The organism is Flavobacterium piscisymbiosum (assembly GCF_020905295.1).
Classification (GTDB): domain Bacteria; phylum Bacteroidota; class Bacteroidia; order Flavobacteriales; family Flavobacteriaceae; genus Flavobacterium; species Flavobacterium piscisymbiosum.
Window position 1 is genome coordinate 1,563,732 of sequence record NZ_JAJJMM010000001.1, and the last position, 26,572, is coordinate 1,590,303.

28 protein-coding genes and 1 tRNA gene are annotated in these 26,572 nt (G+C 33.1%); 16 read left to right on the forward strand and 13 right to left on the reverse strand.

Features of this window, described 5'->3' with window-relative positions; genetic code table 11:
- Positions 1–157: 157 nt before the first annotated feature.
- Positions 158–1,399, reverse strand: a complete 1,242-nt coding sequence (locus tag LNP81_RS07015) for an MFS transporter (RefSeq protein ID WP_230034528.1) — start codon at positions 1,397–1,399, stop codon at positions 158–160.
- Positions 1,400–1,490: 91 nt separating this feature from the next.
- Here LNP81_RS07015 and LNP81_RS07020 point away from each other — a divergent pair, with 91 nt between their 5' ends.
- From LNP81_RS07020 to LNP81_RS07030, 3 genes are all read left to right on the forward strand, one after another.
- Complete coding sequence (locus LNP81_RS07020) at positions 1,491–2,363, forward strand: LysR substrate-binding domain-containing protein (RefSeq protein WP_065451561.1); 873 nt, start codon at positions 1,491–1,493, stop codon at positions 2,361–2,363.
- Between the two features lie 60 nt (positions 2,364–2,423).
- A tRNA-Ser gene (locus LNP81_RS07025) sits at positions 2,424–2,510 on the forward strand.
- Positions 2,511–2,637: 127 nt separating this feature from the next.
- A complete protein-coding gene (locus LNP81_RS07030) occupies positions 2,638–3,636 on the forward strand; it encodes a virulence RhuM family protein (protein ID WP_230034530.1) in 999 nt (332 codons plus the stop codon).
- Between the two features lie 53 nt (positions 3,637–3,689).
- On the opposite strand, the gene LNP81_RS07035 is transcribed toward LNP81_RS07030, so the two are convergent.
- Positions 3,690–5,234 carry a sensor histidine kinase gene (locus LNP81_RS07035; protein WP_230034532.1) on the reverse strand — a complete coding sequence of 515 codons (1,545 nt, stop codon included), beginning with the start codon at positions 5,232–5,234 and terminating at the stop codon, positions 3,690–3,692.
- Positions 5,235–5,488: 254 nt separating this feature from the next.
- Between LNP81_RS07035 and LNP81_RS07040 the strand changes: the two genes are divergently transcribed.
- Complete coding sequence (locus LNP81_RS07040) at positions 5,489–5,674, forward strand: transcriptional regulator (RefSeq protein WP_230034534.1); 186 nt, start codon at positions 5,489–5,491, stop codon at positions 5,672–5,674.
- A gap of 65 nt (positions 5,675–5,739) precedes the next feature.
- On the opposite strand, the gene LNP81_RS07045 is transcribed toward LNP81_RS07040, so the two are convergent.
- The 3 genes from LNP81_RS07045 to LNP81_RS07055 form a co-directional block, all read right to left on the reverse strand.
- On the reverse strand, positions 5,740–6,246 hold the full coding sequence (locus tag LNP81_RS07045) for a GNAT family N-acetyltransferase (RefSeq protein WP_230034536.1): 507 nt from the start codon (positions 6,244–6,246) through the stop codon (positions 5,740–5,742).
- Between the two features lie 79 nt (positions 6,247–6,325).
- Positions 6,326–7,285 (reverse strand): nitrilase family protein, encoded by a 960-nt coding sequence (locus LNP81_RS07050; RefSeq protein WP_230034538.1) that lies wholly within the window; start codon positions 7,283–7,285, stop codon positions 6,326–6,328.
- A 69-nt stretch (positions 7,286–7,354) separates the two neighbouring features.
- The gene (locus LNP81_RS07055) at positions 7,355–8,179 is read right to left on the reverse strand and encodes an AraC family transcriptional regulator (protein ID WP_230034540.1); all 825 of its coding nucleotides are present in this window, start codon (positions 8,177–8,179) and stop codon (positions 7,355–7,357) included.
- 163 nt (positions 8,180–8,342) lie between these two features.
- Here LNP81_RS07055 and LNP81_RS07060 point away from each other — a divergent pair, with 163 nt between their 5' ends.
- The 6 genes from LNP81_RS07060 to LNP81_RS07085 all read left to right on the forward strand — a co-directional run bounded on the left by LNP81_RS07060 (position 8,343) and on the right by LNP81_RS07085 (position 14,481).
- Positions 8,343–8,705 carry an S-adenosylmethionine decarboxylase family protein gene (locus LNP81_RS07060; RefSeq protein ID WP_230034542.1) on the forward strand — a complete coding sequence of 121 codons (363 nt, stop codon included), beginning with the start codon at positions 8,343–8,345 and terminating at the stop codon, positions 8,703–8,705.
- A 3-nt stretch (positions 8,706–8,708) separates the two neighbouring features.
- Entirely contained in the window at positions 8,709–9,938 is a 1,230-nt protein-coding gene (locus LNP81_RS07065; protein WP_230034544.1) for a DUF4178 domain-containing protein, read from the forward strand.
- A 196-nt stretch (positions 9,939–10,134) separates the two neighbouring features.
- On the forward strand, positions 10,135–10,350 hold the full coding sequence (locus LNP81_RS07070) for a DUF350 domain-containing protein (protein ID WP_230034546.1): 216 nt from the start codon (positions 10,135–10,137) through the stop codon (positions 10,348–10,350).
- On the forward strand, positions 10,343–11,863 hold the full coding sequence (locus tag LNP81_RS07075) for a polyamine aminopropyltransferase (RefSeq protein ID WP_230034548.1): 1,521 nt from the start codon (positions 10,343–10,345) through the stop codon (positions 11,861–11,863). The genes LNP81_RS07070 and LNP81_RS07075 overlap by 8 nt, the downstream gene beginning before the upstream one ends.
- Positions 11,838–13,466, forward strand: coding sequence for an NAD(P)/FAD-dependent oxidoreductase (locus LNP81_RS07080; RefSeq protein ID WP_230034550.1), 1,629 nt, complete (start codon positions 11,838–11,840; stop codon positions 13,464–13,466). Before LNP81_RS07075 ends, LNP81_RS07080 begins: the two co-directional genes overlap by 26 nt.
- Positions 13,444–14,481, forward strand: coding sequence for a hypothetical protein (locus LNP81_RS07085; RefSeq protein ID WP_230034552.1), 1,038 nt, complete (start codon positions 13,444–13,446; stop codon positions 14,479–14,481). The genes LNP81_RS07080 and LNP81_RS07085 overlap by 23 nt, the downstream gene beginning before the upstream one ends.
- A gap of 281 nt (positions 14,482–14,762) precedes the next feature.
- Here the strand turns inward: LNP81_RS07085 and LNP81_RS07090 are convergent, their stop codons facing one another.
- The 3 genes from LNP81_RS07090 to LNP81_RS07100 all read right to left on the reverse strand — a co-directional run bounded on the left by LNP81_RS07090 (position 14,763) and on the right by LNP81_RS07100 (position 17,640).
- A complete protein-coding gene (locus tag LNP81_RS07090) occupies positions 14,763–15,524 on the reverse strand; it encodes an SGNH/GDSL hydrolase family protein (protein WP_230034554.1) in 762 nt (253 codons plus the stop codon).
- A 66-nt stretch (positions 15,525–15,590) separates the two neighbouring features.
- The gene (locus LNP81_RS07095; RefSeq protein ID WP_230034556.1) at positions 15,591–16,373 is read right to left on the reverse strand and encodes a DUF3050 domain-containing protein; all 783 of its coding nucleotides are present in this window, start codon (positions 16,371–16,373) and stop codon (positions 15,591–15,593) included.
- Positions 16,374–16,461: 88 nt separating this feature from the next.
- On the reverse strand, positions 16,462–17,640 hold the full coding sequence (locus LNP81_RS07100) for an acyl-CoA dehydrogenase family protein (protein WP_065451550.1): 1,179 nt from the start codon (positions 17,638–17,640) through the stop codon (positions 16,462–16,464).
- Positions 17,641–17,808: 168 nt separating this feature from the next.
- Between LNP81_RS07100 and LNP81_RS07105 the strand changes: the two genes are divergently transcribed.
- Positions 17,809–19,560: a helix-turn-helix domain-containing protein gene (locus tag LNP81_RS07105; protein ID WP_230034558.1), complete on the forward strand. Its 1,752-nt coding sequence runs from the start codon at positions 17,809–17,811 to the stop codon at positions 19,558–19,560.
- 133 nt (positions 19,561–19,693) lie between these two features.
- Here LNP81_RS07105 and LNP81_RS07110 read toward each other — a convergent pair whose 3' ends face one another.
- The 5 genes from LNP81_RS07110 to LNP81_RS07130 form a co-directional block, all read right to left on the reverse strand.
- Complete coding sequence (locus LNP81_RS07110; RefSeq protein ID WP_230034560.1) at positions 19,694–19,828, reverse strand: rSAM-modified peptide; 135 nt, start codon at positions 19,826–19,828, stop codon at positions 19,694–19,696.
- 54 nt (positions 19,829–19,882) lie between these two features.
- Positions 19,883–20,017, reverse strand: a complete 135-nt coding sequence (locus LNP81_RS07115; RefSeq protein WP_230034562.1) for an rSAM-modified peptide — start codon at positions 20,015–20,017, stop codon at positions 19,883–19,885.
- Positions 20,018–20,055: 38 nt separating this feature from the next.
- Positions 20,056–20,190: an rSAM-modified peptide gene (locus tag LNP81_RS07120; protein ID WP_230034564.1), complete on the reverse strand. Its 135-nt coding sequence runs from the start codon at positions 20,188–20,190 to the stop codon at positions 20,056–20,058.
- Positions 20,191–20,243: 53 nt separating this feature from the next.
- Positions 20,244–20,372, reverse strand: coding sequence for an rSAM-modified peptide (locus tag LNP81_RS07125; RefSeq protein ID WP_230034566.1), 129 nt, complete (start codon positions 20,370–20,372; stop codon positions 20,244–20,246).
- 148 nt (positions 20,373–20,520) lie between these two features.
- A complete protein-coding gene (locus LNP81_RS07130; RefSeq protein WP_230034568.1) occupies positions 20,521–20,658 on the reverse strand; it encodes an rSAM-modified peptide in 138 nt (45 codons plus the stop codon).
- Positions 20,659–20,918: 260 nt separating this feature from the next.
- On the opposite strand from LNP81_RS07130, the gene LNP81_RS07135 reads away from it, so the two are divergent.
- The 5 genes from LNP81_RS07135 (at position 20,919) to LNP81_RS07155 (ending at position 26,571) form a co-directional block, all read left to right on the forward strand.
- Positions 20,919–22,484 (forward strand): vitamin K epoxide reductase family protein, encoded by a 1,566-nt coding sequence (locus tag LNP81_RS07135; protein WP_230034570.1) that lies wholly within the window; start codon positions 20,919–20,921, stop codon positions 22,482–22,484.
- Between the two features lie 93 nt (positions 22,485–22,577).
- Complete coding sequence (locus LNP81_RS07140; protein ID WP_230034571.1) at positions 22,578–22,757, forward strand: hypothetical protein; 180 nt, start codon at positions 22,578–22,580, stop codon at positions 22,755–22,757.
- 63 nt (positions 22,758–22,820) lie between these two features.
- Positions 22,821–23,030: a hypothetical protein gene (locus tag LNP81_RS07145; RefSeq protein WP_230034572.1), complete on the forward strand. Its 210-nt coding sequence runs from the start codon at positions 22,821–22,823 to the stop codon at positions 23,028–23,030.
- Positions 23,031–23,921: 891 nt separating this feature from the next.
- Complete coding sequence (locus LNP81_RS07150) at positions 23,922–24,110, forward strand: hypothetical protein (RefSeq protein ID WP_230034573.1); 189 nt, start codon at positions 23,922–23,924, stop codon at positions 24,108–24,110.
- 268 nt (positions 24,111–24,378) lie between these two features.
- The gene (locus LNP81_RS07155) at positions 24,379–26,571 is read left to right on the forward strand and encodes a peptidase domain-containing ABC transporter (protein WP_230034574.1); all 2,193 of its coding nucleotides are present in this window, start codon (positions 24,379–24,381) and stop codon (positions 26,569–26,571) included.
- Position 26,572 lies beyond the last annotated feature (1 nt).

Genomic DNA, 26,572 nt, shown 5'->3' on the forward strand with positions numbered 1-26,572 from the left:
GCCAATCTTTGTCGAGTTTATAACGAGGATTTCTCCCTCCGGTCGAAATGACAAAATTGTAGATAATTGGAATCCAGATTGAGATTATTTAACCTTAACTTATAATTTCTTATATCACTTATATGGTTTAAATCACGCTTTCCTTGGAATTTGGAATTTAAATTTTGGTATTTCTGTATTCAACCTGACAACTCTCCAATTCTTCCTCAGAACTATGTCTTTTATAATACACATAAACAATCACCGAAAGAATACAAATAATTCCCTGAATCGCCACTGTATTTCTGGTTCCTATAATATGTGAAACATAGCCAATAATCAAACTTCCAACAGGAATCATTCCCTGATACGCCATCAAATAGTAACTAATACTTCTGGAACGCATGTTTACCGTACTTTGTGTCTGAATGTAAATATTGATAGATGAGGTTTGTGCCATCATACCCACACCACTCAACGCCATACAAATAAGTGCAACAGTTAAACTATTCGAATAGGCGAGGATAATGATGCTAAAACCTAATAATAAACTGGCAGCAATCATTATTTTCCCCATATTATCTGCTTTTTTAAGATTAGCCAAATAAATAGCTGATAAAATAGATCCAATTCCGGCGGCGCTTTCGAACCAACTGAAAGTTTGAGCATTTCCGCTAAAAATATCTTTCGCAAAAACCGGCATTAAAGTATTAAAAGAAATCACAAACAAACTGCTGCACATTAACATCAGAAGCATTTTGGCCATTTCGGTTTCTTTTCTCACGTAATCCAATCCTTCAATAAAATCATCATACATTTTCATTTTTTCCGTTGCTTTAATATGCGGTGTGATTTTCATCATCAATAACGAAATCAGAACAGGAATGTAGCTTAAAAAGTTTCCAATAAAACAAATGTCTTCCCCGTAATTGTGCAGAATAATTCCGGCTAATGCAGGACCGGCAATTCGGGCAAAATTATTTAATGTGGAGTTTAGGGCAACCGCATTTGGCAAATCTTCTTCATTATCTACAATATCAATCATCATGGTTTGTCTGCAAGTCATGTCGAAAGAATTGATGATTCCCTGAATTAAACTTAAGGCCAGAATAAAATTGATGTTGTATATTTTTAAGTAAATCATTAATGCCAAAGCTCCGGCCTGAAGCATTGCCAAAGATTGTAATAAGATCATGGCGCGGTGTTTATCATAACGCCCAATAATACTTCCTGCCAAAGGTGCCAGAAATAAAGACGGAATCATACTCAAAAAAGTCGCTAATCCTAATAAAAAAACAGAACCCGTAACGCTGTAAACCATCCAACTTACGGCTGTTTTTTGAAGCCAGGTGCCAATTACCGAAACCGATTGTCCGTAAAAGAATAACTTGAAGTTTTTTGATTTTAACGCTTTAAACATGATGCCTGATATTTTTTTACAAAGTTCGGAATTAGTATTTCATTAGAAAAATTAATAATTTTACTGATAATGAGTATTAAAACTTATCGATATGGAAATTTATCAATTAGAATATTTTATTAAAACGGCTGAAGTACTGCATTTTACAAAAGCAGCCGAATTGTGTTTTGTCACACAATCGGGCTTGTCGCAACAAATAAAAAAGTTAGAGGAAGAACTCGGGATGCCTTTATTTATAAGGATTGGAAAGAAAGTGCAGCTTACCGAAGCGGGATCTGTATTCCTGATTCATGCCAAACAAGTAATCGAAAATGTGCAAAGTGGTAAACAGGCGATCGATGATTTGAACCAAATGATTGGCGGAGAATTACGAATTGGCGTTACCTACATTTTTGGACTTTTGGTTTTGCCCATCGTCAACTTGTTTGCAAAAACATATCCGAATTTAAAGATTGTGGTTGAATATGGCTCAACGGAACCTTTAGAAACTAAATTATTAAATAATGAGCTGGATTTGGTTTTGGTAATTTCATCCAAAGAGATAAAAGAAACCATTCAGAAAATCCCATTATTTAGGTCAAATCTGGTTATGGCGGTTGCAAAAACACATCCGTTGGCGACTTTAGATAAAATTTCCTTTAAAAAAATAGGGGAATATCCGCTTGTTTTGCCTGTAAGAGGATTTAGTTCAAGAGAATTTCTGGATGAATTGTTTTTAAAAAATAATATGAAACCCAAAGTTTCGATCGAATTAAATGCAGTTCATGCCCTTTTGCAATTGGTAGAAGAGAGCGATTGGGTGACAATTGTAACCGAGAAAGCCCTAAAAGGCTGGGATAATCTAAAAGCAATAGCCATTACAGGAGTTCCAACGCAAAGAGATTCCTTTATGTTAACGATCGAAGGAGCTTATCAAAAAAAGGCCGTAAAATTGTTTATGGAAGAATTTAGAAAAAGTATGTAAAGTAATATCAGATTTTGTTTTTCTAAGTCAGATTTTTTTGTGTTCTTTGCAGACCAATTTAGAGAGGTGTCCGAGTGGTTGAAGGAGCTAGCCTGGAAAGCTAGTATATGGGTAACTGTATCGTGGGTTCGAATCCCATCCTCTCTGCAAATTTTTTAAGTTAAATAATACCAAACCCCGAAATCTGTATTTCGGGGTTTTTTTATTAACTTTCTCTAATTATTAGATCTATTGTTTCTTTTGTAATGATCTCAATGAAAAACTTCTTTTTAAGATGGAAAAACAAGAACTTATTTTTTACAATACTGCCGATGGAAAGTCTAATGTGATTCTTCTCGCTAGAGATGGAGATGTGTGGATGAACCAAAATCAACTAGCAGAACTTTTTGACACCTCTAAGCAAAATATAAGTCTGCATATTATAAATGTCTTTAAAGATAAGGAGTTAGATGAATATTCAGTTATAAAAGATTACTTGACAACTGCCTCTGATGGTAAAAAATATAATGTTGCATTCTATTCTTTAGCTATGATCTTGGCAATCGGTTTTAGAGTGCGAAGTAAAAGAGGAACCCAGTTTAGACAATGGGCAAATCAAAACCTGCAGGAATATATGATTAAGGGTTTTGTTATGGATGATGAACGCCTTAAAAACCCAAACGGAAGATCGGATTACTTTGATGAATTACTCGCACGAATTAGGGATATTCGGGCTTCTGAAAAAAGATTTTATCAAAAAATTCGCGATTTGTTTACTTTAAGCAGTGACTATGACACTACGGATAAAGCTACCCAAATGTTTTTTGCTGATACACAAAATAAAATGTTATATGCAATTACAAGAAAAACGGCAGCTGAAATAATTGTTTCACGGGCTAATGCCGATGCACCAAATATGGCATTAACAAACTGGAAAGGAAATATTGTACGTAAACAAGATATTTATATAGCAAAAAATTATCTTACTGTTGATGAAATAGACACACTAAATCGTTTTGTAGTTGTATTTCTTGAAACTGCTGAATTGAGAGCAAAAAACAGGCAAGATATTACAATGAATTTCTGGAAAACAAATGTTGACAGAATTATAGAGTTTAACGATAAAGAAGTTCTTACCCACAAAGGTAATGTGACTCATTTGCAGATGGAAGAAAAAGTAGATGCTATTTATGAAGCCTTTCATAAACAGCGAAAACATGTCGATGCTAAAAAAGCAGATGAACAAGATTTTGAAGAACTGAAACGTTTAGAAGACAGACTTAAAAATAAATAAAACGGATTTTTGAAAAAGTCTTTTGTAAAAATCTCACAAAAGATTTTTTTATTTTACACCACCGGAATATAAATATCAAATTTAGCTCCGTGATGCAGTTTACCGGTTGCGGTAATAACCCCATTATGATTTTCTACAATTTTTTTCGAAATGGCAAGACCAATCCCGGTTCCTTTATAATCGGTTTTATTGTTCAGCTGTTGGAACATCTCGAAAACGCGGCTTTCAAACTGAGGGTCAAATCCAATACCGTTATCGCTTATAATAATGTGGCAATAATCAGCCGATGATTTATTTTTCTTTGTCGTTGGTTTTGTATAAATACTTTCGATCGTAATATGAGGTGCTTTTTCTTTTGTGGAGAATTTCAGAGAATTACTCACTAAATTGTATATCAATTGATGAAACTGCGACGGAATTATAAACGCGCTACAATTTCCGGATATTTCGACAATAGCTTTTTTAGTTATAATTTCTTTTTTTAAATCTTCTAGTACTTTATCTATAATAGCATTAAGATTGACGTTCTCAAATTTCTTTTCGGTTACACTAGTTCTTGAATAAGTCAATAAATCATTTATAAGTGCCTGCATATGAAAGGCAGCAACTTCTATTCGTTCAAAATAATATTTTCCTTTATCTGTTAAATTTTGATGTTCATCAGTTGAAATTCGGTCTGCGAAAACCTGTATTTTCCTCAAAGGTTCCTGCAAATGATGACTTGAAATATAGGTAAAAGCTTCAAGTTCGTTGTTGGCGAGGATTAATTCGGCAGCGCGTTTTTCTTTTTCATTGTTCTGGAAAGTAAGTTCTGTGTTAGCTATAAGAAGTTCAGCGGCGCGCTTTTCTTTTTCCTTGTTCTGATACGCCAGTTCTTTATTGGCAATAACGAGTTCTGCGGCTCTTTTTTCTTTTTCTTTATTCTGAAAAGTTAGTTCTTTATTGGCAATGACAAGTTCGGCAGCACGATCTTCTTTTTCCTGGTTTTGGTAGGCCAGTTCAGTATTTGCAATAACCAATTCGGCAGCACGCTTTTCTTTTTCTTTATTTTGAAATAATAGCTCAGAATTCGCAATGCTTAATTCATCTGCCCGTTTTTGTTTCTCTTTGTTTTGATACGCCAGTTCTGTATTTGCAATAACAAGTTCGGCAGCGCGATCTTCTTTTTCCTGATTTTGATACGCCAGTTCTGCATTGGCAATAAGAAGTTCAGCAGCGCGTTTTTCTTTTTCTTTATTCTGATATGCTAGTTCTGTGTTGGCAATAACCAATTCTGCAGCACGTTTTCCTTTTTCTTGATTCTGAAAGGTTAGTTCTTTATTCGCAATAATAAGTTCAGCCGCTCGGTCTTCTTTTTCCTGGTTTTGGTAGGCCAGTTCTGTATTTGCGATAACGAGTTCGGCAGCACGTTTCTCTTTTTCTTTGTTTTGAAAAGCGAGTTCTTTATTAGCAATAATCAGCTCTGCAGCACGTTTTTTTCGTTCTTCTATTTGTTGGGCGAGTCTTTTATTAACCAACAACAATTCGTCATTGTGATTTGTTTTATTCTTGTCAGAAAAAGTATTTTTATCAGCTGGAATAATCTTTTTTTCACTCATGTTTTTTTGGCGCATTTATCCAAATGTAACCTAACTGAATTTAATGTTCTTGTTTTAAATGTGATAACTGAATTTATAATTGTAAAATAGCATTATCAATCGAACAAATGTTTTCATTATGAGTTTTTTCTTTCATTATAAATAATTGATTTTCATTAATTCTAAAAAAAATCGGACTGACTTACAAGAGTAAGGTTTGTATAGTACTTTATTTTAATAAGAAAATATTTACTATTTTTACGTTTTAAATGAAAATGAGAAATATGGAAATCAAAAATCAGGTATTAGAGGCGATGAAAAAAGCCCAACAGCCGTTAAACGCAGGTAAAGTAGTTGAGCTAACTAAATTAGATCGTAAAGATGTAGATAAAGCAATGAAAATGCTGAAGGACGAAGGTTCAATAGTTTCTCCTAAACGTTGCTTTTGGGAAGCAAAATAATTTTGAAAAAAAACTATTAATAAGAGACAGACCTAACAGGTGTTTAAAACCTGTTAGTTCTAAATCTAAATCTTAATCTCAAACAAACTAAAAGAACCTTCTTTATAATGTTCCGGTAATTCGCTCGTCCATTCGATTGTGCTGATTCCTTTGTATTCGAAACCACAGCTTGTATAGTATTTGTTTATTCTTTCGTTTCCGCTATGTGTGTCAAGTCGAATGTATTCCTTGCCGTTTTCTTTGGCATATATTTTTACCCATTCGATAATTTTTTTAACATACGATTGCCCTCTGAATTTTGGGTTTGTTGCAATACGATGAAGATATACAGCGGGATCTTTACTTGCTTCTTTCCAAATAATTAAATCATTAAAAGTAAGTACAAATGTACAGGCAACTTCGTTTTCTTCTTTGATTATAAAATGACGGTTTTCAGCAATTTCTTTTTCGATTAAAGCTCTTTCAAAACCTCTCCAGCTTTTATTGTTGACCGTTTTTTGATAAGATGTAGCTTGATTATAAATATCGAAAACAGCATCGATATCTTCATTTGTAGTTTTAAAAAATTCCATTATGGGCTTGTATTCTTTGGATTAATGAATCCTGCAAAGGTAGATTTTCATAGGCGTAATGCCAGTAAAAATCTTAGTTTTAACTTTTTTTATCAGAGTTTAACCAAACTACATTTTGTTCAGATTTATGATCTTGCCCAATAATATCGCGGTATAATTCTGGTCTTCTCGCTTTTATGTAGCGACTTCCTCCAGCCTGAGTATTTTTTTCAGGAGTAAGAATTGCGGTTGCAAAAGAGTCATCAAAAGTTCGACATTCGGCCAGAATATCTCCAAACGGATCAATAATCATCGAACATCCATTTTTCAATTGATCGTCATCCATGCCAATTGGGTTCGAAAAAACGGCATAAATAGCATTGTCATATGCTCTTGCCGGTAACCATTTCATGAGCCAGTCCCTGCCTTTCATTCCGTCAAATTCCAGTCGTAAAGAAGTAGGATCGGCTTCGCGGTTTTCCCAAAGTTCAGGCGCAACAAAACCGGCACCAGGTCGGGTAGAAGGCGTGCACATCGTGACATGAGGCATAAAAATAATATCAGCATCCAAAAGTTTTGTCGCACGCACATTTTCGATAATATTATTGTCGTAGCAAATAAGGATTCCGCATTTCCAGCCTTTAATTTCAAAAATACAATAACGATCTCCGGGCGTCAAATATGGGTTTATAAACGGATGCAGTTTTCTATATTTGGCAACCAGACCATTTTTATCAACACAAACATAAGCTTTGAAAAGATTGTCGTTTTCATCTTTTTCAAAAAGTCCGGCAAGAATTACAATGTCATTCTTTTTAGCAATTTCAGTAAGTTTTAAAATGCTTTCTCCAGTAGGGATAATTTCGGCTATGTCCAGCATTTGTTCTTTCGATAAATGTCTTGCAAAAGTATATCCGGTGATCGAACATTCATGAAACGAAATTACATCGCAACTTTCATTAGCTGCTTTTGCAGAAAGTTTTTCGATTACAGATAAATTATAATTTTTATCACCGCTTTTATTCTCGAACTGAGCTGTGGCTATTTTTAGATTTTTCATATTGTACGCTATTAATGAAAGTCAAAAGTAGCGTTCATAGAATTCTATAAATTGTATAAAACCGACATTTTAAAATAAACCTGAAACAGAAGTTTTGATGAGGTTGTTGGTTAATTTTCCGGTGCTCACTAAATATTCTTTCGGCGTTATTCCGGTATGTTTTCTAAATTCTTTTATCAGATGAGATTGATCAGAAAATCCGGCATCATAACAAATAGTGGTGAGATTGGTTTCCTGAGATTTGTATTTTAGCAGTTTTAAGAAATGATGTAGCCTTATAACGTTGCCAAATTTTTTCGGATTTAACCCAATGCATTCTTTAAATTTTCTTTCCAAATGTCTTTCGGTATAACCGGTATAATCCACCAATTGTTTTAGAGTGAAATCTCCTTTATTAGCAATAATAAAATCTAAAGAATTGTTGATGATAAACTGATTTGAAATTGGTTTTGTAACGATCAAGGCGCTGAAAAATTGATTCAGATGTTCAATTCTTCCCTGATTATTTTGTTCCGATAATTGCTCCTGAAGTATAGACGCTTTTTGACCCAATACATCTTCAACCGGAATAATAGCATCCTGAAATTCGTTGGCCGGAATTCCTAACAATTGATGTATTCCGTTGGGCTGAAAAACGACAATTATTAATGAAATTTCATTATCAGAATAAATGTCTTTAAAACCGTCCAGTTGTCCGTATATAAAAGAAGTTGGCAAATAATTCTTTACTTCATAATTGTCAAGACCAGAAATAAGTTTGTTTTTTAAAGAAAATACAAGCCCGGTATTACCATCAGAAAACAAGCGCAGTTTTTGTATAGCGGTTGCTGCACTATCCAAAAAAAGATAATGTTTTATATATGGCGCTAATTCTTTTGATGGTGAAACCTGCATTGTTTAAATCTTAAAAAGCCGACTTTTACAAAATTAAGGATAATTTCCGAACTATGATTTTTTGCACTTTATTCTGATTATAAAATTGATTGAATTAGAAAAGCGCTTCTTGTTAAAATTATCTAAAAATATTATATATTTGGTCCCGTATATAAATATTTTAATGGATTTACCCCCTTATTCACCGGGCTTACATAAACTAGTTACTTTGCATGTCGCTAAAACTCAAAAACTAACAGATAGTCAGGGTTTTGTTGCGATAACCAATTCTATTTTAGAGCAATACAGTCTCGAGAAAGTAGGCGTTATTGTTCATGATTTTGACAATGACAGCTTCACGATTTCGTTTTGCCTTAAAGAATCTCATATTTGTATACACACCTGGCCAGAATACAATCAGCTTACTTTAGATGTTTATTTGTGCAATTATCAACAGGATAATTCACAAAAAGTACGCGATGTTATGGCCCATTATATTGCTTATTTTGAAGGAACAATTATAAAAGATTTTGAAATTAACCGTTAGTATATGAAAGTTCCTTGTTACGATTGTAATACCGTTACCGAATTAGAAGTTGGTTTTAAAGTAGTAAATTTTGTCTGCCCCAATTGTCATAGTTTATATTGGGCAGATAGCGAAGGACAGCTTCGTTCAAGATCGAAATTTAAACCAGAGATAAACCATTTTGATTTTAAAATTGGAGATAAAGGTTTTTTAAAAGGCGCCGAATATATGGTTACCGGTGCGATAACCAAAAAGGTCAACGGAGGTTATCATTGGAGAGAATATATCCTGAAAAATGATGCCGGTGATTTTGTTTATCTTTCTGAATCAGACGGGCATTGGATATTTTTGACCGAAATGGAAGAGAAATTCGATGTACGAACCCATCCAAAATCTATAACATACCAGAGCAGTTCTTTTCATCTTTATGAATATTCGGATACAGATATAGACAATGCCGCAGGTTTTTTTGATTTTGAATTGCCTGTCAAAAGAGTCCATCTGACAGAATATATTCAACCGCCTTTGATGATTTCTATCGAAAAAATGAATGGTGTCGAAACCGCTTTTCTTGGAGAATATATTAGTAAAAAAGAAATTAAAAAGGCATTCCCGCAAGCTAATTTACCTTATCAGAGAGGTGTAAATATGGTTCAGCCTTATTATTTTGATGTGAATAATATGGCGATTATATTTTGCATTTTTCTTTTGATGATCATTACGGCAAACTGGTATATTTATAAAGATCAGGCGGAGCAAACTGTATTTGATAAAGCCATAGCTTTTACTGATTTTAACGATAAAGAAGTTACAAGTGAATCATTTGTACTAAAAGGAGGTTCGGCTCCCATTACCGTTCGCGTGTCAACAGATGTCGATAATTCATGGGCGAATGTAGATGTTGCGCTGGTAAATGAAACCACTAATGATGAAATTCATGCCAATAAAGATATTGAGTATTATCACGGTTACGAAGATGGCGAAAGCTGGACCGAAGGAAACTGGTCTGAAAAATTTAATATTTGCGGAGTTAAAGAAGGAAAATACCACCTTTTGATAAAACCATTAAAAGCACCCGAAGACAATAAAAATACGGCAATGAAAGTGAAAGTGGTGTGGAATCAGCCTTCGAGTCGAAACGTATGGATCATTGCTATATTCATGATTGTGGTGTATGTCGTGATACGATATTTTAAAATTAATTTTGAAAAAACCAGATGGGAAGATAGCTCTTACTCTCCCTACAGCGAATAACAATTATGAAAAGTATTTTTGATTTTTTAAAGAATAATTTAGCCGCACTTGCAATAGGGTTATTTTGCTTTGCCGCGTATTTGTATTTTGCTTATTCCGGAAACAGGATTTGCGATTGCGAAACCACAGAAAAATATAGTACGTCAGGAAGTCGTAGTTCAGTTAACCATTTTTATCATAAATAAATTTTTAGATTATGGATTTAGTACATTATCAGCCTATCGTTAATTCGATCATTTATTCAGTTTTAGGGTTTGTTATCTTGATAGCAGCTTATTTTATTATCGAAAAAATGACTCCCGAAAACACCTGGAAAGAGGTTGTCGAGAAAAATAATATTGCTGTTGCTATTGTTTTGGCAGCATTTATCATTGGTATTTCAATGATTATTAGTGCCGCAATTCATGGGTAAAAAGTTTATTAAGTTTGAATTTTTATTGCTGTTTGCCGTATTTGTTATTGCGACCTGCGGGCTTATTTATGAGCTTGTTGCAGGTACTCTGGCCAGTTATTTATTAGGCGATTCAGTCAAACAATTTTCATTTATTATTGGCGTTTACCTGTTTTCAATGGGTATTGGCTCTTTTTTCTCTAAGTTTTTTCATAAAAATTTACTGAACACTTTTGTCGAAATCGAGATATTAGTCGGTTTAATTGGCGGTTTGAGTTCAGTAGTTTTATTTTTATTGTTCGAAAGTGTCGAGTACTTTCAGTTCATTTTGTATTTACTGGTTTTTATAACCGGATTTTTGGTCGGGTTAGAAATTCCGTTATTAATGAATATCCTGAAAGACAAAGTCGAATTTAGAGATCTCGTTTCTAATGTATTTACCTTCGATTATATTGGGGCTTTATTAGCGTCGATATTGTTTCCGTTGATTCTGGTTCCGAAATTAGGAATCATGGGAACTTCGCTGTTCTTTGGGATGATCAACGTAAGTATTGCCATTGTTTTATGTTTTCTTTTAAAGAGAGAATTAAAGAATAGTTATTTTTTAAAAGCAAAAGCCATTTTTTCGTTTGCAATTTTGTTAGGCGTTTTTATCTTTTCAGATAAAATTTTAGCTTACTCAGAAGGAAAGCTTTACGGAGAAAATATCATTTATACAAACTCAACTCCTTATCAGAGAATTGTTTTAACGCATAATAAGAGCGATTACAGGCTTTATCTAAACAACAACCTACAATTTAGTTCAGCCGATGAATATCGTTACCACGAAGCCTTAGTGCATCCCGTAATGTCGATTGCCAAAAATGTCAAACATGTTTTGGTTTTGGGCGGAGGTGATGGTTTGGCCGTCCGTGAGATTTTAAAATACAAAGACGTCGAAAAAGTCACTTTGGTTGATCTTGATCAGGGAATGACAAAATTGTTTAAAACCAACAAAGTCTTGACAGATTTTAATAAAGGTTCGCTTAACAACCCAAAAGTTACCGTAATTAATACTGATGCTTATATTTGGGCAAAAACGTGTACCGAAAAGTTTGATGTTGCCATTATCGATTTTCCCGATCCGTCCAATTATAGCTTAGGAAAGCTGTATTCTTTGAATTTTTATCAAACCCTAAAAACAATTTTGCAGCCGGATGCAGCGGTTGTCATTCAGACGACTTCGCCTTATTTTGCGCCAAAATCGTTTTGGTGTATCAATAAAACGGTCATGCAGGTTTTTCCTCAGGTCGATGCGTATCATGCTTATGTTCCTTCGTTTGGAGAATGGGGTTACACGATCGCCATCAACGGTTTTGGAACTACTTTTAATAATGTAAACCGAAAAGCTGACGGATTGAGATTCTACAATTACCAATTCGACAGATTCAATTATTTTACTAACGATATGATCTCAAATGAAGTTGAAATCAATCGATTAGACAACCAAATTTTAGTACGCTATTTTGATGAAGAATGGGGAAAATTACAGTAAATCAAGACGCAGTTTTGTAAAAGGAATTGGAGCTTCTTTATTGTTAATTCCGTTTCTGCAATTTTGTTCCGATAAAATTATCCAGCTGCTGCTTCGTTTGTCCGGAACCAATCATCTTTTGGGGCATCGATTATGGATAAAAGATTTCCCAAAACCAACAACTCAAATTCATATTCCATATTTAATTGTTGGCGGCGGAATTTCAGGATTAAGCGCTGCAAGACAATTTCATAAAAAAGGAATTTCTGATTTTTTGATGCTTGAATTAGAAAGTCATTTGGGCGGAAACTCTTCAAACGGAGAAAATAAATATTCTAAATTTCCTTTGGGTGCGCATTATTTGCCTTTGCCTAATTTTAAGGATAAAGAATTGTTGCAATTTCTTGAAGAAGAAAAAATCATATTAAGTTACGACTCAAAAGGATTGCCTGTTTTTGATGAATTGCAATTGTCTTTTGCTCCTGATGAACGTTTATTTTATAAAAACAACTGGCAGGAAGGTGTTGTCCCAAAAGAAGGAAACTCTAAAGATCAGGATCTGGAATTCCAACGTTTTTTTAAATTAATGGATACTTTTCGTGAAGGAAAAGGAAATGATGGCAAGTATTTATTTGATATTCCGCTTCGTCTTTCTTCAGAAGATATTCAGACCAGAAGTTTGGATAAAATCACGATGAAAGAATGGTTTGAGACCAATAATTTCAAAGCAAAACCTTTGTTTGATTATATTGATTATTGCTGTAAAGATGATTTCGGACTTGGGATTCATTATGTTTCTGCCTGGGCTGGAATTCATTATTTTGCCGGACGAAAACAAGATGCATCTTCAGATAAAAAAGAAAGCGTTTTGACCTGGCCGGAAGGAAACGCCAGATTAGCCTCTCATCTCAAAAAATATACCGACAAAAAAACGTTGAAAAATCATCTGGTTTATGAGGTTAAAGTCGAAAACAATAAAGTGGTTGCCAAAGCTTTTGATGATGTCAAAAAAGTTTCGGTAGAAATTATTGCTGATAAAGTAATCATGGCAACGCCACAGTTTGTGAATCAATATTTGATCAAGGACCGAAAAGAATTTACAAAAGAGTTTCATTATACGCCCTGGCTTTTGGCGAGCTTAACGGTCACAGATTTACCAGATAATTTTAGTTTTCCGCTTTCGTGGGATAATGTTATTTACGATGCAAAAGGTTTGGGTTATGTATATGATCAGCACCAGTCTTTAAATCAAATTCAGTCCAAAAAAGTAATCACATATTATTATAGTTTCTCTTCAGCCGATTTAAGAAAATCACGAAAGGAATTGTATAAAAAGAATAAAGAATATTGGAAACAATTCGTTTTTGATGATCTTAAAATTGCACATCCGGATATTGAAGATTGTACCGAAGAAATGGAAGTTTTTCTTTTAGGCCACGGAATGGTAAGTCCTGCACCGGGTTTTATTTTTGGCAAAGCCAAAGAAGCAGCTTCAAAAAGTATTGAGAATAAAATCTATTTTGCCCACACGGATTTATCCGGGATCTCGATTTTTGAAGAAGCTTTTCATCACGGAATTAATGTTGTAAACCAAATTTTAGATGAAACAACCCTGGATTCATAAAGCCAAAACCGATTTAGCGTTCATCATTGGTCCGTCCTTTTTTGTGTTGGCGATTATATTTTTGTTTCAGGATTATATTACTGAAATAGAAAATAAGTATTCGTTTTATACCTGGCTTTTTCTGATTGTTTTTATAGATGTGGCACACGTTTACGCGACTTTATTCAAAACCTATTTTGTGGCTGATGAATTCAAAAAGAACAAAAAGAGGTTATTGCTTTTGCCTGCAATTTGTTTCGCGATTGGCATTATTCTGTTCTCTTTTGGGAGTTTGGTTTTCTGGTCTTTTTTGGCTTATGTTGCTGTTTTTCATTTTATCAGGCAGCAATATGGTTTCATGCGATTGTATGCGAGAAACGAAGAAAAAACGAGAGTTTCTGTTATTATAGACAATCTCGCCATTTATGCATCAACAGGTTATCCTATGTTGTATTGGTTTTTTTCTTCGCAAAGGAAATTCAATTGGTTTGTGGCAAATGAGTTTTTTCGTTTTGAGAATGCCTTTTTATTACAAATATTGTTTTGGATTTACGTTTCGATTTTATTGATCTATGTAAGTTACACCATTCATAAAAGTATAAAAAACAGGTTTATCAATATTCCTAAAAATGCCATTATTCTGGGAACGGCGCTTTCGTGGTATTTTGGAATCGTGTATTTTAATGACGATCTTATTTTTACTTTACTAAATGTCGTCTCTCACGGAATTCCGTACATGGCTTTGGTTTATTTTAGGGAAATCGAAAATAAACCGAATCAGACTTTGGGAGTTTTTAGTTATCTAAAAAGCTATAATGCGATTTTTATTTATATCCTGATTTTAATGGGAATTGCTTTTACCGAAGAATTTTTATGGGAAGTTCTGGTTTGGAAAGAAAACTTCTCGGTAGCGTCTATTGATTTTTCCGGATGGCAATTTTTAATAGTTCCGTTGTTAAGCGTACCGCAGTTTACCCATTATTTACTCGACGGATTTATTTGGAAGTCTAATAAAAGCCCAGTCAAAAGTTCTTGAAGTTGGAAAAAAATGAACACGAATTTCACCAATTAACACTAATTTTAATTCACGATTTAGTTTGTGAAATTAATTCCACGAACTTATCCGTGTGAATTCGTAAAATTCGTATTTACTTTTTCATACGCTACTGAAATCCAACTAAAATTTCTTGAAAAAACTAAAATATCTCGTCTAGCCCCGATAGTAGCGATATCCTTTTATGGCGGGGTTCGCCATAAAAGATATAGCTAATAGCGGGACAATTGGTGTTTTGGAAATTGATTTTATGCTTCTAAAAACTAATCCTGCAAAATCATTTTTGCTTTAGGAACAATACGATTAACAAAGAATTTATAAGCAGTTTCTGAAGGATGTAAACCATCTGAAGCAACTAAATTGCTGTTGCCTTGGCGTGTAATATCTGTGATGGAAATAAAATTGACTCCGTTTGTGATACACGTATTTTCGGCAAAAGTATTGTATTGGTCGATTTCGTTCGAAATTTCTGCGCGTTTTGAACTACTGTAACCCGAAGCAAATGGGGTATAAGCATAATCAGGAATCGAGACTACGATTAGGTTTTTCTTGTCACCTTTTGCCAGTTGTATGGCTTTGTTGAGTAATTGCGGAAATTCTTTTTGATAGACAGAAAAGTCAATGTGCTGATATTGATTGTTTACACCAATTAAAAGTGTAACCAAATCATAAGTAGCATCAGGATTTTCGTTGTTGATAGCCGAGATCAGGTTTGAAGTTGTCCAGCCTGTTCTTGCAATGACTTTTAATGAAAAATCGGTTTGAGGGTAAATTGTTTTTAAACTTGATTTTAACTGTTCAGGAAAACGACAGGTTTCGCAAACACTTTGTCCAATAGTGTAACTATCGCCTAAAGCTAAATATTTTACAGAGCCTGAAATGGGAGTAGTTGGTATTTCTGTTTTTGGTGGAGTAACAGGCACCGGAGGAGTAACTGCCGTTTTTGATGCGGAATCGTCAGAACTGCAGCTTAAAAGGAATATAGAAAGAATAACAATAACTATTTGTTTGAAATGTGATTTCATAATTTGTTTAATTAGATTCAGGATCATTTTAAACAAATAGTTACGTTATATAACCTGTTTTGGTTTTTAAACCATCTCGGTTTTCATCACGATTTCTTCTTCGATGGCATTCCAGAGTCCGATTCGTTTTTCTAATGCAAGGATCGAAATTTCTTCCACTTCTTTCCATTTTTGAGCATCGTCTTCGCATAAATCAGAGATCATTTGCATGGCCAGTGGTCCGTGTTCATCGGCATCAAGTTCGATATGTCTTTCGAAATAATAAAGTAATTTGCTTAAATCAATATCCGGAAGGTTTTGTTGAAAGTTTTTCAGGATTGCGGTAAACATACTTGGGATTAAATCTTCTCTTCCAAAGGTAAATGCAGCGGCAATTTCATGAGGTTTTCCTTCTTCGATTACTCTAAAGGTAAAGTCCAAAAAGGCTTTTGTATCCGGGTGTAATGTGCTTTGTTTGATGGCAACAAAAATGTTATGCAGCGAATTTACTTCAGATAAAAAGGTGTTGATTCCTGTAGTATCTGCGCCGCAATCTTCCATTGCTTCAATATACATTTCATAATGACTTTGTCTTCTTCCGTCGATGCTTAAGTCAGTTTCTTCGGCAAGAACAATTTCATTGATTAAGTATCTTGTTTCAGGATTTTTTGTTGCAAACCAAGGAGTTGTAGTACAAGTAAGCTTGGCTTGTAATGCTTTTAATAATGACATAAAATCCCAAACAGCAAAAACGTGGCTTTCTAAGAAACTATGTAAGTCATCGATGCTTTGAATTTTATTGTATAAAGAATGTTGTAAAAGTTGATCTTTTTGAGGTTGAATGCTATTGTGGATAGTTTCAATATTCATTTTCGTAAATTTTTGGCAAAGATAAAAAGCTTCCCGGTTAGAAGAAGCTTTTTTATATTGTTTTTGTATATATTTTAATAGTTGTTTACTATTTAAAAGCTGGAATTCCAGTTACATCCATTCCGGTAATCAGTAAATGTATGTCGTGAGTTCCTTCATAAGTGATCACACTTTCGAGGTTCATCATGTGTCTCATGATCGAATATTCGCCTGTAATTCCCATGCCGCCCAGCATTTGTCTGGCTTCGCGGGCAATGTGAATTGCCATATCGACATTGTTACGTTTGGCCATCGAGATTTGAGCTGTTGTTGCTTTTCCTTCGTTTCTTAAAACGCCTAAACGCCAGGTTAATAATTGTGCTTTTGTGATTTCGGTAATCATTTCTGCCAGTTTTTTCTGTTGTAGTTGTGTTCCTCCAATTGGTTTTCCAAACTGAATTCTTTCTTTTGCATATCTCAAAGCTGTATCGTAACAATCCATTGCAGCACCAATTGCTCCCCAGGCAATTCCGTATCTTGCTGAATCTAGACATCCAAGAGGTGCTCCAAGACCAGATTTATTAGGTAGTAAGTTTTCTTTAGGAACTTTTACATTATCAAAAATCAATTCTCCTGTTGATGATGCACGAAGCGACCATTTATTGTGCGTTTCAGGAGTTGTAAAGCCTTCCATTCCGCGTTCAACGATCAGTCCGTGAATTCTTCCTGATTCGTCTTTTGCCCAAACTACTGCAATATCTGCAAAAGGCGCATTCGAGATCCACATTTTGGCACCGTTTAAAAGATAATGGTCTCCCTTGTCTTTAAAATTGGTAATCATACTTCCCGGATCAGAACCGTGATCAGGTTCAGTCAAACCAAAACAGCCCATGAATTCTCCTGTTGCCAGTTTTGGTAAGTATTTCATGCGTTGTTCTTCGTTTCCGTATTTCCAAATAGGATACATAACTAAGGAAGACTGAACAGATGAGGTTGATCTTACGCCAGAATCCCCTCGCTCGATTTCCTGCATGATTAAACCGTACGAAATTTGGTCTAATCCGGCACCACCATATTCAACAGGAATATAGGGACCAAAACCACCAATTTCTCCAAGTCCTTTAATAATTTGTTTAGGAAATTCTGCTTTTTGAGCATATTCTTCTATAATAGGAGAAACTTCTCTTTTTACCCATGCACGAGCAGATTCGCGAACTAGTTTATGTTCGTCTGTCAATAAATCGTCAAGGTTGTAATAATCCGGAGCTTGAAATAAATCTGGTTTCATTTGTGATAGTTTTTACAAAAACAAATTTACGCAATAAAAATATAACAAAACAATGTTAAATTGTTATATTTTTATAATACATAAAGAAGAAAATTAGTATAAACCCAAATTAATTTTAGTTTATTGAAAATTTATGCGCTATTTTTGAGATTCCAAAAAACAAATTTAATGAGGCTGATCATCTCTTTTTTACTTTTTTTTGTTCTGAATACGGCAGTTTCTCAACAGAAAAAGGCTTTAACAGAACAAGAGTACTTAGTATTGCAAAATAAAATTAGGCTAAATATTAATATAAATATTGATAGTGCCTTTGTATATGCAAATAGAATGGCTAGTTCTAATGACAATAAACACTTAGCTTTTGCAAATGGAGCCTTATCTTATTTGTTGCAGTTGCAAGGAAATACTGCAAAATCTAAAGAGAAACATCAATTAGCATTAAAATATTTGGATAAAGTACCTGAGTCGAGAGACAAAATACAGATTAAAGCATCTATATATAATTATGCAGGATTAACAGAATGGAAAAGGGCTAATTTTAGTAAAGCTCTTGAAAACTACCAGGAAGGAATCAAACTTTCTATTCAAATTGGGGATATTGTTCAAGTTGTAAAGTTTAGAAATAACATTGCTTCAATAAATGATGCTGTAGGTAATTATCGTCTGGCTATTAAAGATCTGAGGAAACTTAACGATTTTGTTGATAAAAATGAAGGCGTATATAACAGGTCACAATTTTTAAATAATAAAAGTAATATCAATCTTACTCTGGCGAGTTCGTATGAAAATTACTATATGAAAAATTTAAATCAGGGTATCTTACTTGATTCAGCTAAATATTTTTATAAAAAAACAGTTAGTTATTCTCAAAATTTCCTGGATAATAAGATTGTAGCAAAATTAAGTTTGGGTAATATTTATAGTTTGCAGAAAGATTATGCAAATGCTGAAAAAACATACTACGATATTGTTTTTTTAGCACATCAAAATAAAATGCCAGAAATGATATGCACGGCAAATTACAATTTGGGTGACATATATTATACAACAAAAAAATACGATAAGGCTTTAGTTTTTTTTAGAAAAACCGACTCGATTGCCGCTCTTACAAAAACAAATCAGGTAGACTATTTGAAGTCAAATTATTATCAGGCAAAAATTTACAACATACTTAAGGAACCTGAGCTAGCTTACAAACACTCAAAGATATATTTGGATAATTATGAGAATTCCGAGTCAAAGCTGAACGAACAAATCCTGGAGGTAAATTATAAATTAGGTGTTGGAGATTTGACTACTGAAATGGTTACTATTCAGGAAAAATATAAATATGATGTTTTCCTTAATAAAGCCTTGAAAGTTTTTTATGTTCTAATATTTATTACGGTTGTCTTTTTGCTAATTAAAAATATAAGAGATAAAAATAAGGCGCACAAGAAAATGAATGCTTTGATTGAAGAGTTTAAAGCTAATCTCGAAAAGAAAAGTCAGGTTAAACCTGAAGAAAAAGAGGAGGTATTGTTAGAACCTGAGGAAATTCAGTTGAAGAAAGAAAATGTCAATTTAAGTATTGATGAAGCCAAAGAAAATAAAATAGTAGAAAAATTACTCGCGCTCGAAAGCAAATTAGAGTATTTAAATGCTGATTTTACTTTGCCTTATGTTGCCAAAAAGATAAAAACCAATACAACCTATTTATCTTATGTGGTAAACAAACGATTTGGGAAATCTTTTGGGGAATATTCTAACGAGCTTAAAATTAATTATGTAATCAACGAAATGATTACCAATCATATGTATCGAAAATATTCTACCCAGGCTATTGCAGAAAGCGTTGGGTTTAAAAATGCGGTTTCATTCGCAAAATCATTTCGCAAAAGAACTGGAGTATCTCCAGCTCAATTTGCGAATAATATTTAATTCAAAAATCTATTTTAATTTCCTTAAATAGTATTTTGTAGATTTTTAGGTAATTTTTCGATTCAAAATCTTCGAATTTTGCTCCGTATTTTTTTTGATAGTCACGGGGGGATTAAATTTTTAAAATCTAATATTATCCATTTCCTTTTCCGTTACCTTTACTTGGGTCTACAGGGTCGTCACCTCCACCACCGTGAATAGTTTTTTGTTGATTTTTAGATATTTTTTGAGTTTCAAAATCTTCAAATTTTATTTTGTTATTTTTCATGATACTATAATTTACAGTTTTTAATATTAATTTTTTGAGATGTAATTTTGTTATTTAGATTACGCCATTTCCTTTTCCATTACCTTTACTTGGATCCACTGGATCGTCACCTCCTTGAATAGCTTTTTGTTGGCTTTTAGATAATTTTTCAATTTTGAACTCTTCGAATTTTGATATTTGATTTTTCATGATTGTTTTATTAGGGTTGTTGATTTAAATCTTAAAATTTATCCATTTCCTTTTCCATTACCTTTACTTGGATCTACAGGTTCGTCGCCTCCACCTCCTTGAATAGTTTTTTGTTGGCTTTTAGATAATTTTTCAATTTTAAATTCTTCAAATTTTGATGCTTGATTTTTCATGATTGTTTTATTAGGGTTGTTTTTATTAGAGTTATTGATTTAAATCTTAAAATTTATCCATTTCCTTTTCCATTTCCTTTACTTGGATCTACAGGTTCGTCACCTCCTTGAATGGTTTTTTGTTGATTTTTTGCTAATTTTTCAAATTCGAAATCGCTGATATTTAATTTTTGAGTTGCCATTTTTTTATTTTTTATGATTAATTTTTGTTTAAAAAGTCTCTCCCCATAAGAGGAATTATTCGTTATTTAAGATTGTATTTTTGATTTTTAAGAGTATTTTTTTATAAGAAAATACACGTATTAAAGTCGTTATTTTTTACTGCTCAAATTAATTTAATATTACAGTTGCTCCTTTTCCTTCTCCTTTTGATGGGTCAACATCGTCGCCTCCCTGGATAGTTTTTTGTTGATTTTTAGATAATTTTTCTTTCTCAAAATCTGCGAATTTTAATGCTTGATTTGTCATGTGTTTATGTGTTAGGGTTTCTGATTTATCAAAACTAGACAAAAAGCAAAACGCTTAGTCGAGATTCGCGTTTTGAAGCTTTTGGCTGAAACATAATCAGCTTAATCTATTGTTTTTCAATTGTTTAAATGGTTCATTCAGACTGCTATAATTTATAAATTGTATGTAGTATAATTGATAAAATGTGTGCCTTCGACGTTTTTTTATGAATAAAAACAGCAATATTTGCATTGTAATTATGATTTTAAAGATTCGAAAAGATGTTAAAACTTGTACAGAAATTTCTACAAATAAATAGATACTCGGAAATTAAAAATGAGTTTAAAGATTTGTTTCTTTCTCATCCAAATTATCCTAGTTTATTTGCAATAACAGATTCTCTGGATTTGTTATCTGTAGAGAATGCAGCAGTGAGAGTTTCGAAAGAACAAATAGTAGATTTACCATCTAATTTTTTGGCCTACTTTAAGGAGGAACTTATATTGGTAGAAAAGGCTAAAAATTTTGTACGTATTAATACGATTAAAAAAGGAAGCCTAAAAATGCCTTATGAAAAATTCCTTTTAGATTGGAATGGAGTAATAGTTGCCATAGAACCTAATAATGTTATTGCAAGAGAAAACCTAAAAGTTGAATTCAGTTGGTTAAAATATACTTTACCACTTTTGCTTTTAGTTGGATTATCTTTTTTCTATAATACCTATAATCTTTTTAGCACTGTTTTTTTAACAACATCTATTTTAGGATTAATAGTAAGCGTTTTTATTGTTCAGGAAAAATTGGGCTTTAAAAATAGTATTATTTCAAAATTTTGTAATCTAAGTTCAAATTCATCTTGTAGTTCAGTGATCAATTCCAAGAACGCTGAAAATAAATGGTTTAGTTTTTCAGATCTTCCACTTATTTTCTTTTGCTCAAGCGTAATTGCTATTTTGGTTAAACCATTAGAATCTTCAATCTTTATAGGATTTTTAAGTTTATTGGCTATTCCTGTAATTGTATCCTCAATTTGGATTCAAAAGTTTGAAATTCAAAAATGGTGCGTAATGTGTTTGGCAGTTTCCGCTCTAATATTTGTGCAAAGTGTTATATGGTTCGCATCAGATTTGTTTACGTTAACGTTTAGTTTCGCAGAGGTTTTTCCTTTTGTATTTTCAGTTGTTCTGCTTATACCAATTTGGTCCGTTTTAAAAACAATTTTAAAAAGCATTTTGGGTAACGAGAATTCTCTTAAAGAGATGAAAAAATTCAAAAGAAATTATTCGTTATTAAATTTTCTGTCAAAAAAAGTACCGTATACCGATGGATTTGACGATTTGAGAGGATTACATTTTGGAAACAGAAATGCAGCAGTAAAACTTTCTATAATTATAAGTCCAAGTTGCGAGCACTGTCATAAAACATTTCAGGAAGCATTTGATTTAGTATTGAGATTTCCTGACAGGATATTCCTGAATGTATTATTCAATATCAATCCTGAAAATGCAGAAAATCCATATAAATCAGTTGTAGAAAGACTTCTGACCATCAATAGAGTAACTCCAGGAAAAACGGTTGAAGCAATATCTGATTGGCATATTAAAAAAATAGGCCTTAAAAAATGGTTGAAAAAATGGCATGTTGACGCTGTGAGTATGATGATCAATCAGGAAATACAAAAACAATATGAGTGGTGTTCTAAAAATAATTTTAATTATACACCGGTTAAAATTGTAAACGAAAAAGTTTTTCCAAATGAATATGAATTAAGTGAATTAAAATATTTCCTAAACGATTTTATTGAAGAATCTGACAATAGTGAAGTTCTTGAAAAGAAAATAGCTTAATCTTTCTAAAAATAATATTAGGAACAGACAGAAGCTTCAAATGTCGATAAATGATTGAAGTAGTAAACGGAAAACATTAAAACCTAAAGTATCATGTTAAAAAACATTTTAAGCCTTGAAGGCGCAGAAGAATTAAGTGAAAATGAACAAAAAATGATAGCTGGTGGTAATGCTCCGGTTTGCAACGAAGGTTCTTTCGCAAAGAGATGTAACGAATTTGGAACTGTACCTTATTACTGGGATTGTGTGCCTAACGGAACAAAATCTTGCTAATTAGAGCATAGTTAAATAGAATAAAGCTCACTTTAGTTATTAACAGAAACAAAAAACAGAGTTATGCTAAAAAATATTTTAAACCTTGAAGGAGCTCAGCAAATAAGTGCAAATGAGCAAAAAACGATACAAGGAGGACAGCCAATTAATCCGTCTACTTGTCGTTGCTTCTGCAGTACTGGAAGTGCATCTTGTTTTACTTATTGTCCAGACGGATCAATTCCGGGATTAAGTGAAGGAAGCACAGGTAATTGTAAATTTCCATTTGAATAAGTTTTTGAATTGGATAAAAATAAGCTCTTATTAAAAACTCAAACAAAAAACGTCATGTTAAAAAACATATTAAACTTACAAGGAGCTGAAGCATTAAGCATCAGTGAGCAAAAAAATATCAGTGGAGGAAGTATTCCGCCAGATGGTGAGTGTGGAGAATTTGTTGTGTTTTACGCATCACAGGAACAATGTTTAGCCTATCCGCGCAACTTAAGGCCAGTGTATATAGGATCAAACCAATGTTCGATATTGATGGCTCCGTGTTAATAGTTCACTGACAATTTAGAATAAAATATAATTTGAATTTCAACAGCAATATCTGATAATGTTAAAGAAAATTTTGAATTTAGAAAGTGCCCAGCACATAAGTAAGACTGAACAAAAAACAATAAAAGGAGGAATTCCTGAATGTTGGGTTCATGCAATCGAAGCTGGATGCGTTTTAATACCCGTAGGCGGCACCTGCCCTGTAAATACATCAGCAGGTATATGTGAAACAAGTCGCCTTTGTTGTTAGATAGTTTTTGATTTTAGAATAAATGTAAAATATAGCCTTTTTTAAAATTTAGTCATGTTTTTTTTAATTTGTAAGGCGCTCGATCGTGGAACATTGAGCAAATATCCCAGTATTGATGATTGGTATTGGGATTCTCAGGAAAATTGGTCACTGAATTGGTTTTATTTGGTTAGGGCTAATCAGTGCCAGCTCCTAGAGAAATTATATTTCTAATAAATTATTGGTTTATAAATACCCTAACAGAGAAGACTAATATCTTCTCTGTTTTTTTTCATAGCATAAATAATAATAAAATATTATGATAGTTTTTTAGCAGACAGAGTCTTCAACTGTCTTAAAATGATTGGAGTACTAACAAATCAAAAAAACAAATTATGAAAAAATTGAAAGATTTAATTGGGGTTGAAGTTTTAAGTACTGCTGAAAAGAAAAACATTAAGGGCGGAGGGCCTGGAATTGAAGCTTGTTATTGTCCTGATGGCACTTTTGCCGGTATTATACATCCGGGTGAAGGAGAGGTTTGCTCATCAGTTATTGAGGAGAGCTGTTTATTAGATCATTAATTTTTTTTTTAGTTTTAAATAAGGAAGAGCCGCCTCATATTTTTATTTTGGCGGTTTCTTTTATATAGATCTTAATGGTGCTTTGAATTATAGGGAATCATTAAAATAAAATTACCAGAGATTAAATAGAAATAAAATGTAATTGTTTTAAAATGTGTGGTTTAAAATGTTTAGAGAAAGAGAGAGTAATTAATTTAATAGTAAATATCATATTTTTGTTAAATAAAGAAATTTAATCTTAAATTGCTCTGAAATAAATGAATATAAGTTGAAAAAATTCACCAATTATAAGCAGGCTGATTTTAAGGATTGCGGACCAACATGTTTAAAAATAGTAGCTAAACATTACGGAAAAACAATCAACATTCAGGAGTTGAGGAACATTAGCGAAACAACTCGTGAAGGTAGTAATTTGCTTTTTTTAAGCGATGCCGCAGAGAAAATTGGTTTTAGAACTTTAGGTGTAAAATTAAATCTTGAAAGATTACATGAGGCGCCCTTGCCTTGTATTTTACATTGGAATAAAAACCATTATGTAGTACTTTATAAAATCAAAAGGGGAACTTATTATATCTCAGATCCGGCTTTTGGTTTAATCGAATATAATAAACAGGATTTTATTAAATTCTGGATAGGCAACAATGCAGACGAATCTACTCAGGAAGGTGTTGCTTTATTGATGGAGGCTGCACCAAAGTTTTTTCAGTCTGAATTTGATAAGGAAGAAAATAAAGGTTTAGGTTTTGCATTATTGTCGCAATACGTTTTGCGGTACAAATCATTTTTAATACAACTTAGTATAGGGTTATTGGCCAGCAGTTTGCTGCAATTGATTTTTCCGTTTTTAACCCAAAGTATTGTCGATGTAGGAATACAAAATCAGAATATTCACTTTATTTATTTAATTCTTTTTGCGCAATTATTTCTATTTGCCGGAAAGACAGGTTTGGAACTTATCAGGAGTTGGATATTATTGCATCTTTCTACCCGAATCAATATTTCGCTTATTTCAGATTTCTTTATTAAATTAATGAATCTGCCCATTTCGTTCTTTGATGTTCGAATGACAGGAGATATTATGCAGCGTATTAATGATCACCGCAGAATCGAAAAAATTCTGACCACGTCATCCTTAAATGTATTGTTTTCTGTTATTAATATGTTTGTTTTGGGAGGTGTATTAGCTTATTTTAATCTTCAGATATTCTTTGTGTTTTTTGTTGGAAGTATTCTCTACTTTGGATGGATTACTTTATTCTTAAAACGAAGAGAAGTTCTCGATTACAAACGTTTTGCAGAGGTCTCAAACGAGCAAAACAAAGTGATGGAACTTATTAACGGTATGCAGGAAATTAAACTGCACAATGCCGAAAAACAAAAACGGTGGGGTTGGGAGTATATTCAGGCCAGGCTTTTCAGGGTTTCGATAAAAGGATTGGTTTTAGAGCAAACTCAAACAATAGGTTCTTCTGTCATTAATGAGCTAAAAAATATTTTCATCATATTTCTTTCTGCTAAATTAGTAATTGACGGTTCTATAACGTTGGGGATGATGTTGGCGATAAGTTCGATCGTAGGAAGTTTAAACGGACCAATAACACAGCTTATAGAATTTGTGAGAGAACTTCAGGATGCTAAAATTTCGTTGGCAAGATTGTCTGAAATTCACGAGAAAGAAGATGAAACGCAACAAGAAGTTCATCAGACAAGTGATGTTCCTTTTGATTCTGATATCGAGATAAAGAATCTTTCGTACCGTTATCTGGGATCCGATATTCCTGTTTTAGATGATTTAACACTAAAGATTCCGGCCAATAAAGTAACGGCAATAGTAGGCGTTAGCGGAAGCGGAAAAACAACATTGATGAAACTGCTTCTGAAATTTTATGAACCTGAAAAAGGAGAAATTACAATTGGCAATACACAGTTTAAAAATATTTCGCAAAAAGCATGGCGATCCAATATTGGCGCAGTGATGCAGGAAGGTTTTATTTTTAGTGATACTATTGCTAATAATATTGCTTTTGGCGTAGATAAAGTCGATAAAGAGCGCTTGGTTTATGCAGCAGATGTGGCTAACATAAAAGAATATATTAGCGGATTGCCTCTTGGTTATAATACTAAAATTGGAGCCGAAGGAACCGGAATGAGTACAGGACAAAAACAGCGTATGCAAATAGCAAGGGCAGTTTATAAAAATCCCGAAATATTGTTTTTTGATGAAGCAACATCAGCATTAGATGCTAATAATGAAAAAGAAATTATGCGTAAACTGGATATCTTTTTTAAAGATAAAACCGTAGTGGTTATTGCGCATCGATTAAGTACAGTGATGAATGCTGATCAAATCGTGGTTTTGGATAAAGGAAAAATTATAGAGATTGGCAATCATTCTGCTTTGGTAGAACAAAAAGGGAATTATTTTGAACTGGTTAAAAATCAATTACAATTAGGAAATTAAT